The following is an 11893-nucleotide window of genomic DNA, read 5'->3' as shown; positions in this document are numbered from 1 at the left end:
GCACTTCAACTCACTCCAAGTGTCATCCCGGTTTCGTGGCGCGCGAAAACGGCCTCGGGCTCGGCGGCACTATCAAACAGCCGTTCGACAGGCGCAATCGCCGGCGGGTCAGACGGCCCGCAGCGCCGTCGCCACGGGCAGGCGGGCGGCGCGGATCGAGGGCGCGAAGCCGCCGATCAGGCCGATCACCAGCGACAGCACGATCCCGGCCCAGACCAGGCCCGGCGTGACCGCCAGCGGGAAGGTCAGCCCCACGGTCGAGATGTCCCGGCCGTTGAACAGCAGCCAGGCCAGGGCCGCGCCCAGCAACGCGCCGGGCAGCGCCAGCGCCAGGGACTCGGCCAGCACCGAGACCACCACCGCCGCGCCGCTGAAGCCCAGGGCGCGAAGGGTGGCGATCTCCCGCACTCGCGCGTCGACCGCCGAATACATGGTGTTGAGCGCCCCGATGACGGCGCCGATGGCCATCACCCCGCCCACGAAATAGCCCACGAAATTCAGCACCGTGGTCAGCTGCTTCATCTGCTCGTTGACGTAGGTCTTCAGCCGCTTGGGCTCCACGTCCAGGCGCGGGTCGGCGGTCAACCCGTCCTTGAAGCGGCTGAAGGCGTCGGGGCTCTCCAGCACCACGTCGACGCTCTGGTAACCGGTGCGCTCGAAGGCCGCCATCACGGTGTCGGCATCCGCCAGCAGGGCGTTGTCGGCCATGCCGCCGTTGGCGTCGTAGGCGCCCACCACCGTCCACTCCGAGCCGCGCAGCGAGACGCGGTCGCCGACGTCGAGGTTCTTGAACCGCCGGCGCGGATGCTTGCCGACGATCAGCTCGTGCACCGCGGGGCGGAACATGCGCCCCTCGGTGAGCTTCAGCGTCCGGTCCATGGAGATGCCGCGCAGCGTCATCCCGCGGATCGGGATGTTGGTGGTGGTCCCGTCGCTCTTCTGCTCGACCTCGACGATCACCATCGCGGCCGGCTGGGCCATCGGCTCGCCGTCGGGGAATTTCTTCACGCCCGGGGCCTGGGCGATGATCCCCACCGCCTCGCGGGTGAAGGAGCCGGTGAACTCCGACTGCGCCCCGGCCGGCAGGACGATGACGTTCTCCGGCTTCACGTTGCGGCCGCCCGTCTGCATCAGCCCAGCGCCGATGGCGAGCAGCGAGATCATCACCGCAACCGTCGTCGCGACGCCTACGACCGTGACCAGGGAGGCGCCCAGCCGCTGGGGCACGCCCTTCAGGTTCATCAGGGTGGCGGCGTAGATCTGGCGGAACAGGGTCATGGGCACCTCCTATCGGCCGGCGAGGGCGTCGACGATCTGCAGCCGCATGGCGCGGATGGCCGGCGGCAGGCCGGCGATGAGGGCCAGGGCCACGGCGAAGCCGAACCCCGCGAACAGGATCGGTCCGGCCGCGGCCCTGAAACCGATGGCCTCGCGGATCAGCGGGAACAGCAGCTCGGCGATGCCCAGCCCGATCCCCGCGGAGAACACGCAGAAGATCAGGGTCTCGGCGACGACGAGCGCCAGGACCCCGCCGTCGGTGAAGCCCAGCGTCTTCAGCACCGCCAGCTCAGGGATCCGCTCGCGCATCTGCTGGGCCATCACCGCGCCCACCGAGAACAGCAGGGCGAAGAAGATCGCGCCCACGATGGCGTTGATGACCAGGCCGATGTCGCCGATCTGCTTCAGCTGGCTCTGCGCCATCTGCCGCGGGGTGATGGTGCGGGTCTCGTACGGCGAGTTGGCGAACAGGGCGTCGACGCGGCTGGCGATGGCGCCCGCCTGCTTGGCGTCCTTGGTCTTCAGCAGGAAGAAGCTGGTGGTGCCCTTCTGCTGGGTGCGGCCCTCGTCCACATACTCGTAGTTGACCATCATCCCCGGCCCGCCCTTCGGCAGGATGCCGACGATCTTCACGGGCCAGGTGGAGCCGGTGTCCAGGTTCATCCAGAACATCGAGCGCAGGGGCACGGTGTCGCCGACCTTCCAGCCGTAGTTGCGGGCCATGTTGGCGCCGACGATCGCCCCGTTGCGCGTCTGGCGCATGGCGACGAGCTGCGCCTCGGTTGGCTTGGACTCCGGGTAGACGGCCACGTACTCGTCGACGTTGACCGCGATGGCCGGGACGAACTGCGTTGGCGTCCGGTAGGTGCTGGTGAAGATCAGCATCGGGGTCACCGCCTCGACGCCGCCGACGGTGCGGATCTGCGATCCGTGGCCCATCGGCAGCCCTTCGATCTGGCTCACCCGCGAGAACACCATCAGCACGTTGGCCTCCGTGCCCTGGGCCACGTTGTCGATGCCGGTCTTCAAGCCCTGGAGCAGGCCGAAGATCAGGAAGGCGTTGACGATGGAGAGCAGGGTCAGGATCGCCCGGCCCTTCTTGCGCCAGATCCCCGCCCAGACGAGGTGCAGGAACTTCATGCCGCCGCCCCCACCGCTTCGGCGGCGAGCGCGCCCTTGTCCAGGTGGACAATGCGGCTGGCGTGGTCGGCGGCCTTCGGATCGTGGGTGACCATGATGATGGTCTTGCCCTGCTCGCGGTTGAGCTGCTGCAGCAGGCCCAGCACCTCCTCGGCATTCTCGCGGTCCAGGTCGCCGGTCGGCTCGTCGCAGACCAGCAGCGTCGGGTCGGCTACGATGGCGCGGGCGATCGCCACCCGCTGCTGCTGGCCGCCGGACAGCTCGTTCGGCTTGTGCTTGCGCCGGTCGGTGAGGCCCACGAGTTCAAGGGCCGCCGCGACATTGGCCTTGCGCTGCTTGCCGTTCAGCCTGGTCAGCAGCAGCGGCAGCTCGACGTTGGCCTCCGCCGAGAGCGTCGGCATCAGGTTGTAGAACTGGAAGACGAAGCCCACGTGCCGCGAGCGCCACTTGGCCAACTGTCCCGAGGACAGCCGGTCGATCCGCTCTCCGCCCACCACCACCTCGCCCTGGGTCGGGCGGTCGAGCCCGCCGATCAGGTTGAGCAGGGTGGTCTTGCCCGACCCCGACGGCCCCATCATCGCCAGGAACTCGCCCGGCTGGATGTCCAGCGAGAGGTCGTGCAGGACCTCGACGGCCTGCTTGCCGCGCCGATAGCGCTTGATCACGTTGCGGATCGAAACCAGCGGCTCAGCCATCGTCGCCTCCCCCCGCGCCTGCGGGCTATTCCTCGTCCTCGGCGGGCTTGCGGTTGATCCGCACCCGCGCGCCGTCCTTCAGCTTGTTCAGGTCGCCCACGACCACCGTCTCGCCGGGCGAGATGCCGGCCTGCACCACCTGCCCCTTGGGCTCGGCCGGGCCAAGGCGCACGGCGCGCCGCTCCAGCTTCCCGTCAGCCAGCACGAAGACCACGCCCTTGTCCGCGCCCTCGGCCTGCACGGCCTCGCCCGGTACGATCACGGTGCGGGCGCGCGTTCCCACCGCCTGCTGCGCGGCCGGGGCGAGGAAGGCCACGCGCGCACCCATCTCCGGCACGATCCGGGGGTCCTGCACATTGAGCTTCAGCCGCACCGCCACCGTCGCCTTGGAGCGGTCGGCGGTGGGGATCACGGCGATGACGGAGGCGGGGATTTCCCAGTCCGGATAGGCGTTCAGCCGCACCACGGCGGACATGCCCTGCCGCACCCGGTTGATGAAGCTCTCGGCGACGTCGACCTCCACCTCGAGCGAGCTCATGTCGACGAGGGTGCCGATACCCGTACGGGTGAAGCCGCCGCCGGCGGAGACCGGCGAGACCATCTCCCCCGGCTGCGCGGCCTTGACGGTGATCACGCCGGAGAACGGCGCACGCACGACGGTATCCTCCAGGCTGCGGCGTGCGACTTGCAGGCCCGCCCGGGCGACGGCCGCCTGCCGCCGGACCAGCTCGAGGTTCGAGCGGGCGCTCTCCAAGGTGTTGCGGGCGTCCTCCAGCGACTGTTCGCTGACGAAGCCCTGGGCGTGCAGCTGCTGGGCGCGGTTGGCGCGCGACGCGGCCTGGGTCACGGCCACCTGGGCGACCCTCAGATTGGCGTCGGCGGCGGCCACCTGGGCCTCGGACTGGGCGACGCTCGCACGGATGTTGCTGTCGTCGAGCCGGGCCATGACCTGCCCGGCGGCCACCTGCTGGCCTTCCTCGATAAGCACCTCGGAGACCTTGCCGGTGACCTTCGAGGACACCGTGGCGGCCCGGCGGGCGACCACATAGCCGGAGGCGTCCAGGAGCGAGCCGCCGCGGGTCGAAGTCCCCTGGCTGGCGGCCTCGGCGGTCGCCACGCGGACTGCCGGGCGATCTGGCCGCGCCACCAGGAACCAGACAAGGGCAGCGATTAGAAGGACGCCGGCCGCGACCCCCACGATCCACCACGGAAACGGCCGGTCGGGGTCGCCGCGCCGGTCGGGCTCGCGGTCGATCTGCAGCTGGCTGAGCAGGGTCGAGCGGTTCACGCGCGACCTCCTGCAGGCAGAAGCGACGCGCAGCGTCGCGCCTCGACCGGATCGCCCCCGAACATTCCCCACCCCTCGTCGGCAGCCGTGATATGGTGACGTTCACCGACCGCCGCTAGGTCAAGCTTAAACCATAGGTGGCGCCAATGTGTCCTGCGGTGTCATCGCGCAGCTAGAAGCGGCCCCCGCGACCCTGTCCCGAGACGAAGCGCGAAGCCCCCTCCACCGCCGAGCCGGCGCGCAGGGTCTGCATCCCAACCTCGACCTCGAAGGCCTGCGCCTCGCCCCAGTCCAGCGACCACTGCGCCAGGGCCGAGGCCCGATCGTTGCGCAGGCACAGCTGCGGGAACGCGGAGATCTGCTCGGCGAGCACCAGGGCCGCCTCCAGCGCCTGTCCCTTGGGGACAAGCCGGTTGGCCAGCCCGATCTGAAGCGCCTCCTCGGCTTCCACCGGCCGGCCGGTGAGGATCAGGTCCATCGCGCGCGAATGGCCGATCAGGCGCGGCAGGCGCACGGTGCCCAGGTCGATGAGCGGAACCCCGAACCTTCGGCAGAAGACGCCGAACACCGCGCCTTCGGCTGCAACGCGGAGGTCCGCCCAGCAGGCCACTTCCAGCCCGCCCGCCACCGCGTGGCCCTCCACCGCGGCGATCACCGGCTTTCCGAGTTGCAGCCGCGTGCAGCCCATGGGGCCGAAGTCGCCCGCGGCCTTCACGGGGTTCCCCTTGCCTTCGGAGATCGCCTTCAGGTCCGCGCCAGCGCAGAAATATCCGCCCACACCGGTCAGGACCGCCACGTCCAGTCCCTCGTCGTCGTCGAAGGCCTTGAAGGCGTCGTAGAGCTGCCGCGCCGTCTCCCCGTCCACGGCGTTGCGGCGCTCCGGCCGCTGGATCGTGACGATGGCCGTCCGGCCCTGCCGTTCGTAGCCGACCGTGTGCATGGACGCCTCCTTCTAAACCGGGCCCGCTAGCGCCGCCGCGATTAGCACGACTGCGGCGGCGTAGAGCACCCAGCCGGGATGACGCCCCTGCGAAGCCCAGAAGTTGCCGACCGCTCCGAACAGATAGGCGCCGCCAACCAGGACGGCGGTGGCGAGCCTCGCGCCGCGGTCGGCGCTGGCGGCGGCGGCGATCAGCGCCAGGCCCCCTGCGAACCAGAAAACCGTGGTGAAGTGCAGCATGGGCGCGAGCAGCCGACGGGCGGCGCGCATCCGGCCTGCGCTGTCCAACATGGCGTGCAGCGGTCGCACCATGATGCGCTGGAGGATGAGGCCGTGGGCCACCGCCACGGCGCATCCGATCACGCCCGCCGCGACGAGCGCCCAGTCACGCCAGTCCATTCGCCTCGGCTCCCGTTCAAGATGTGATGCTGGCGCTGGCGACGCCGCGGAAGGCAAGCCAGCCGGCAAACGAGCTTAACCGTTTCTTCCGACCGCTCAGCTTGAATGGCTGCTTTGGAGACGGAGCCGGCTGTCCTTGAACGCGCACAGCATGTTCGACGCCGCGTTCGACCAGACGGCGCTCGATACCCGCCGCAAGGTGGGCCAGAGGCTGGCGATCTATGCCGCGGCCATGCTGCTCTGCGCCCTGCCGCTCGGCGCCCGACTGGCCGCCTTCCCGTGCGCCTTCGCCGTGCTCGGCGAGCTGACGCTGCTTTGGACCACCTCACCCAGGCGCAACTATCGCGGGGCCAACACCCGCCGCTGGTTCAGCGCCGTCGTGCCCACGCTCGCCGGCAGCGGCTGGGCGTGCCTCTGCGTCGCCATCTGGAGCACGGGCACGGAGGCCGGGCGGCTCGTGGCGCTCGCCCTGCTGGCCGGCACCCTGGCCTACACAGTGCGCGCCTGCCACCGCAGCCCGGTCCTGCTGGCGGGCGCCGCCGGGCCCTCGTCGATGGCGATCGTGCTCCTGCCGATCACCCTAGCGTCGAGCATCAGCGGCTACGGCAGCATCCAGGCCGCGGCCGTCCTGTTGGTGGGCTTCGCGCTCACCTCGGCGATCGCCGCCTATCGCGAGCACCTGCGCCTGGTTGACGCCAGCCGGGCCCTAGAGGAGACGACCGCCCGCGCCGAGGCCGCCAACCAGGCGAAGACGGAATTCCTGGCCAACATGAGCCACGAGATCCGAACGCCCCTCAACGGGGTGCTCGGCATGGCGCACGCCATGGGCCGCGAGAAGCTGTCTCCGCGGCAGAAGGAGCGGCTCGAGATCATCAATCGCTCAGGGCTGGCCTTGCTGGACCTGCTCAACGACCTGCTGGACCTGGCGAAGATCGAGGCCGGCCGCATCGACCTGGAAGACGGCGTCGTCGACATCGAGGAGATCGCCCGCGACGCCGGCGCCTCGTTCGGCGCGCTGTCGGCGGAGAAGGATATCTATGTGATGGTCGACGTCGCCGCGGCCGCCCGTGGCGCCTGGCGCGGCGACCCGGTCCGCGTGCGCCAGATCCTCTACAACCTGGTCAGCAACGCGGTGAAGTTCACGGCCGCCGGCTCGGTGCGGATCGGCGTCGGAGTCGATGCGGGCGCGCTGGTGATCGAGGTGGCCGACACAGGTCCTGGCATCCCTCCGGAAGCCCTAGACAAGGTGTTCCAGAAGTTCGTGCAGGCGGATTCCTCGACCACCCGGCGCCACGGCGGCACCGGCCTGGGCCTGGCGATCTGCCGGCAGCTGACCGAGCTCATGGGCGGCTCGATCCGGGTGGAAAGCACGCTCGGCGCGGGCTCCACCTTCATCGTGCGGCTGCCCCTGGAGCGCGCCCGCAAGCACGCCGCCGGGGCCGCCCCGAAAGCGCCGGCGGCGCCGATGCCGAAACGCACCCTGCGCGTGCTCGCGGCCGAGGACAATCCGACCAACCAGCTGGTGCTGGGCGGGCTGCTGCAGGGGGCGAACGTCGAGGTGGAGATCGCCGCCAACGGCCAGGAGGCGCTGGAGGCGTGGCGGCGCGGCGACTGGGACGTGGTGCTTATGGACGTGCAGATGCCGGTGATGGATGGCCTCGAGGCCACCCGCGCCCTGCGCGCCGAGGAGCAGGCGCGCGGCCTGCCCCGCACGCCGGTGCTGGCGGTGAGCGCCAACGCCATGGCCCACCACCGCGAGGCCTACACGGCGGCCGGCATGGACGCGGTGGTCACCAAGCCCGTGGAGCGCGACCGTCTGCTGGCGGCGATCGCCCTGGCTGCCGCACGGAGCGCACGCAAGCGGCCGGCGCGCGAGGAGGCGAAGGCCGCGCTTGCGCGCGGTAGGTAGCCGGAGGCAAATGGCGGCGCACTTCCTCGGGGACCCGCCATGGACCAGATGACGCGCGCCAAGACCCTGGGCTTCTCGGCCGAGCGGCTGGGCCGGATCGATGCGCACCTGAAGCGCTACGTCGACGCCGGCAAGATCCCGTGCGCCCAGTTCCTGCTCGCCCGCGCCGGCCAGCTCGTCCACCAGTCGGTGCTCGGCCAGCAGGACCCGGAGCGTGGCGTGGCGCTTCGCGACGACACCGTCTTCCGCATCTACTCCATGACCAAGCCGGTCACCTGCGTGGCGCTGATGACGCTCGTGGAGGAGGGGCTCATCGCCCTCGACGATCCGATGTCCAAGCACATTCCGGAATGGAAGGACCTCGGGGTCTTCGAGGCGGGCGTCGACCCTGTGTTCATGACGAAGACTCCGGCCCGGCCAATGCAGGTCGTCGACCTGATGCGCCACACCTCGGGGCTGACCTACGGTTTCCAGAACCGCACCAACGTCGACGCCGCCTACCGCAAGCTGAAGGTCGAGCTGATGCACGGCGGGACGGACCTGGAGGGGATGATCGCCCAGCTCTCCGGCCTGCCGCTGGAGTTCTCGCCAGGGGAGGCCTGGAACTACTCGGTCTCCACGGACGTGGTGGGCTACCTGGTGCAGAAGATCGCGGGCAAGCCACTCGATCAGGTCTTCGCCGAACGGATCTTCGGGCCGCTGCAGATGCTCGACACCGGCTTCCATGTCCGCGACGACCAGCAGGCCCGCTTCGCCGCCTGCTATGAGGCCAAGCCCGGGGGCGGTCTGAAGCTGCAGGACGACCCGCAGACCAGCCCCTACCTCGCTCCCCCCAGCCTGCTCTCCGGCGGCGGCGGTCTGGTGTCCACTGCGGCCGACTACCTGCGCTTCGCCAACATGCTGGTGAACGGGGGCGAGCTGGACGGCGCGCGCATCCTGGCCCCCAAGACCATCCGGCTGATGGCCTCGAACCACCTGCCAGGCGGCGCGGACCTCACCCAGATGTCCCGCTCCCTGTTCTCCGAGAGCACCAACGCGGGCGTCGGTTTCGGCCTCGGCTTCGCCGTCGTGTTCGACCCGCCCAAGACCCTGATCCCCTGTTCCATGGGCGAGTTCTACTGGGGCGGCATGGCCTCGACGGCCTTCTGGGTCGATCCCGTCGAGGAGGTCACGGCGGTGTTCATGACCCAGCTCATCCCGTCGTCCACCTACCCCATCCGCCGCGAGCTCAGGACGCTGGTCTATTCCGCCCTGATGGAGACGAACGCCTAGCCGGCGCGACCTTTCGGACCGCCCCAAAGGGTTGAGCCAGCGGCGTTTCGCTGTAAGACGGCGCCCCAGGGGATGGGGTCACCAGCCCGGCCAGCCTCCGGCCGCGCTCGACGACGAAAGACGCAATGAAGATCCTGATCACGGGCGGGGCCGGATTCATCGGGTCGGCGGTGGTGCGCCGGGCGATCTCCGACGGCTGGCAGGTGGTGAACCTCGACGCCCTGACCTATTCAGCGAACCTGGAGAACGTGGAGAGCGTGGCCGCCCACCCGGCCTACGCCTTCGAGCAGGTCGACATCTGCGACGAGGCCGCCGTGCGGGCGGTGTTCGCCAGGCACAGGCCCGACGCGGTGATGCACCTGGCCGCCGAGAGCCACAACGACCGCGCCATCGAAGGTCCCATGGACGTTCGTGCGCACGAACGTGGTCGGCACCGCCGTGCTGCTGGAGGCCGCCCGCGAGCACTGGAACGGCCTGGAAGAGCCGGCGAAGTCGGCCTTCCGCTTCCACCACGTCTCCACCGACGAGGTGTTCGGCTCGCTCGGCGAGGACGGCGACTTCACCGAGGAGACGCCCTACGACCCGAACTCCCCCTATTCGGCCTCGAAGGCCTCGGCCGACCACCTGGTGCGCGCCTGGGGCCGCACCTACGGCCTGCCGGTGGTGATCACCAACTGCTCGAACAACTACGGCCCCTTCCAATTCCCCGAGAAGCTGATCCCGACGGTGATCAGCCGGGCGATGGAGGGCAAGGACATCCCCGTCTATGGCGACGGTCGACAGGTGCGCGACTGGCTGCACGTGGACGACCACGCCGACGCCCTGCTGCTGGTGCTGGAGAAGGGCCGGCTGGGCGAGACCTACTGCATCGGCGGGGACGGCACCCGGCGCAACATCGAGGTGGTGCAGCGGCTGTGCGAGTACCTGGACAGGTATGCGCCGGCGAACACCCCTCACGCCGAGAAGATCAAGTTCGTGGCCGACCGCCCCGGCCATGACTTCCGTTATTCCATCGACGCATCGAAGCTGCGCGAGGAGCTGGGCTGGTCGGCGCGCACCCCCGTGGAGGCGGGGCTCGAGGACACGGTCCGCTGGTACGTCGAGAACTGGGACTGGGTGGAGCGCATCCGCGAGCGTGGCTTCCATTCCGAGCGCCTGGGGCTCGTGAAGCAGGCATGAGCGTGCGCGTCCTGCAGTTCGGGACCACGGGCCAGCTGGCGCGCGAGCTGATCCGCCACGCCCCGGATTATCCCGTCGAGCTGACCGCGCTGTCGCGCGCCGAGTGCGACCTCACCGATCCCGAAGGCGCCGCGCGCATGGTCTGGGAGCGCAAGCCCGACCTCGTGATCGTCGCCGCCGCCTACACCGCCGTGGACCAGGCTGAAACCGATGGCGAGACCGCCCACCTGGTGAACGCCGAGGCGCCGTCCTCCATCGTCGGCATGTGCGGCCTGACCGGACCGGCGATGGTCCACTTCTCGACGGACTTCGTGTTCGACGGCCGCAAGGGCTCGCCCTACGTCGAGACGGACGAGCCGGATCCGCTCGGCGTCTACGGCGCCTCGAAGCTCTCCGGGGAGACGACGGTCGTGGCGTGCTGCCCCCGCGCGCTTGTGCTGCGCACCTCCTGGGTGGTCTCCGCCCACGGCAAGAACTTCGTGAAGACCATGCTGCGGCTCGGCCGCGCCGGCCAGCCGTTGCGCGTGGTTGACGACCAGCGCGGACGGCCTACCGCGGCGGGCGACCTCGCGCGCTTCGTGCTGAGCCAGGCCGAGCGCTTGGCCAAGGGCAAGGCGGGCGACCCTTGCTACGGCCTCTTCCACTTCGCCAACGCCGGCGAGGTGAGCTGGCGGGGGTTTGCGGAGGAGATCCTGCGCCAGGCCATGGGCGCCTCGGCCCCGCCGGTGCAGCCGATCACCACCGCCGAATACCCCACGCCGGCGACGCGGCCGGCGTACAGCGTGCTGGACACCGGCAAGCTGGAGCGGACCTTCGGCTACACGCCGCGTCCGTGGCGCGAGGCGCTCAGCGAAATCCTCGCCGAACTGGCGGCGGAAGAGGCGGCGCACGCATGAACCGGCGCGGCATCATCCTGGCCGGCGGCGCCGGCACCCGGCTGCACCCGCTGACCATCGCCGTCTCCAAGCAGCTGCTGCCGGTCTACGACAAGCCGATGATCTACTACCCGCTGTCTGTCCTGCTGCTGGCGGGCGTGCGCGAGGTGCTGATCATCACGACGCCGGAGGACCAGGCGGGCTTCAAGCGGCTGCTGGGCGACGGCTCGCAGCTCGGCGTCCGCTTTGACTACGTGGTCCAACCCACGCCGGGCGGCCTCGCGGAGGCCTATCTGCTGGGCGAGGACTTCGTCCGCGGCGAGCCCAGCGTGATGATCCTGGGAGACAACATCTTCTTCGGCCAGAACTTCAGCCAGATGCTGGCCAGCGCCGCCTCGCGCGAGCACGGCGCCACCGTCTTCGGCTATCCGGTGAACGATCCCGAGCGCTACGGCGTCGTAGAGCTGACGCCCGACGGCCGGGCTCTCAGCATCGAGGAGAAGCCCAAGGTCCCGAAGTCGAACCACGCGGTCACCGGGCTCTACTTCTACGACGGCCGCGCCAGCGAGTTCGCGAAGAGCCTGACGCGGTCCGAGCGCGGCGAGCTGGAGATCACGGCGCTGAACCAGCTCTACCTGGAGCGGGGCGAGCTGCACGTGGAGCTGCTGGGCCGCGGCTTCGCCTGGGAGGACGCCGGCACCCACGACAGCCTGATCCAGGCCGGCGAGCTGATCCGCACCTTCGAGCAGCGCCAGGGCCTGCGCATCGGCTGCATCGAGGAGATCGCCTACCGCCAGGGCTGGATCGATGGCGCCCAGCTGGCGAAGCTCGGGGACGCCCTGAAGAAGAGCGAATACGGCCAGTACCTGCGCGAGCTCGCCGACAAGCCGCCGGGGGCGGACGAGCTGGCGGAATAAG

General features: G+C 70.0%; 10 protein-coding genes and 1 pseudogene. 5 read left to right on the top strand and 6 right to left on the bottom strand.

Annotated elements, in window-relative coordinates; translation table 11 throughout:
* Positions 1-108: 108 nt before the first annotated feature.
* The 6 genes from VIL76_RS14910 to VIL76_RS14885 form a co-directional block, all read right to left on the bottom strand.
* Complete coding sequence (locus tag VIL76_RS14910; protein ID WP_332045820.1) at positions 109-1278, bottom strand: ABC transporter permease; 1170 nt, start codon at positions 1276-1278, stop codon at positions 109-111.
* A 9-nt stretch (positions 1279-1287) separates the two neighbouring features.
* Positions 1288-2418 carry an ABC transporter permease gene (locus VIL76_RS14905; RefSeq protein ID WP_332045819.1) on the bottom strand — a complete coding sequence of 377 codons (1131 nt, stop codon included), beginning with the start codon at positions 2416-2418 and terminating at the stop codon, positions 1288-1290.
* Positions 2415-3113 (bottom strand): ABC transporter ATP-binding protein, encoded by a 699-nt coding sequence (locus VIL76_RS14900; protein ID WP_332045818.1) that lies wholly within the window; start codon positions 3111-3113, stop codon positions 2415-2417. Before VIL76_RS14900 ends, VIL76_RS14905 begins: the two co-directional genes overlap by 4 nt.
* Positions 3114-3138: 25 nt before the next feature.
* Positions 3139-4401, bottom strand: a complete 1263-nt coding sequence (locus VIL76_RS14895) for an efflux RND transporter periplasmic adaptor subunit (RefSeq protein ID WP_332045817.1) — start codon at positions 4399-4401, stop codon at positions 3139-3141.
* A 172-nt stretch (positions 4402-4573) separates the two neighbouring features.
* Positions 4574-5341 carry a crotonase/enoyl-CoA hydratase family protein gene (locus tag VIL76_RS14890; protein WP_332045816.1) on the bottom strand — a complete coding sequence of 256 codons (768 nt, stop codon included), beginning with the start codon at positions 5339-5341 and terminating at the stop codon, positions 4574-4576.
* Positions 5342-5353: 12 nt separating this feature from the next.
* Complete coding sequence (locus VIL76_RS14885; RefSeq protein WP_332045815.1) at positions 5354-5740, bottom strand: hypothetical protein; 387 nt, start codon at positions 5738-5740, stop codon at positions 5354-5356.
* A gap of 136 nt (positions 5741-5876) precedes the next feature.
* Between VIL76_RS14885 and VIL76_RS14880 the strand changes: the two genes are divergently transcribed.
* The 5 genes and pseudogenes from VIL76_RS14880 (at position 5877) to rfbA (ending at position 11892) form a co-directional block, all read left to right on the top strand.
* Positions 5877-7649, top strand: a complete 1773-nt coding sequence (locus VIL76_RS14880) for an ATP-binding protein (RefSeq protein WP_332045814.1) — start codon at positions 5877-5879, stop codon at positions 7647-7649.
* Positions 7650-7688: 39 nt separating this feature from the next.
* Complete coding sequence (locus VIL76_RS14875) at positions 7689-8921, top strand: serine hydrolase domain-containing protein (RefSeq protein WP_332045813.1); 1233 nt, start codon at positions 7689-7691, stop codon at positions 8919-8921.
* Between the two features lie 125 nt (positions 8922-9046).
* Positions 9047-10100: pseudogene (gene rfbB, locus VIL76_RS14865) on the top strand (dTDP-glucose 4,6-dehydratase).
* A complete protein-coding gene (gene rfbD, locus VIL76_RS14860) occupies positions 10097-10996 on the top strand; it encodes a dTDP-4-dehydrorhamnose reductase (protein ID WP_332045811.1) in 900 nt (299 codons plus the stop codon). Before rfbB ends, rfbD begins: the two are co-directional and overlap by 4 nt.
* Positions 10993-11892, top strand: coding sequence for a glucose-1-phosphate thymidylyltransferase RfbA (gene rfbA / locus VIL76_RS14855; RefSeq protein ID WP_332045810.1), 900 nt, complete (start codon positions 10993-10995; stop codon positions 11890-11892). The genes rfbD and rfbA overlap by 4 nt, the downstream gene beginning before the upstream one ends.
* Position 11893 lies beyond the last annotated feature (1 nt).

Source organism: Phenylobacterium sp., from assembly GCF_036563285.1.
Taxonomy (GTDB): Bacteria; Pseudomonadota; Alphaproteobacteria; order Caulobacterales; family Caulobacteraceae; genus Phenylobacterium.
The sequence above is the reverse complement of the archived record's forward strand: the minus strand, read 5'-3'. Positions and strand labels throughout refer to the sequence as shown.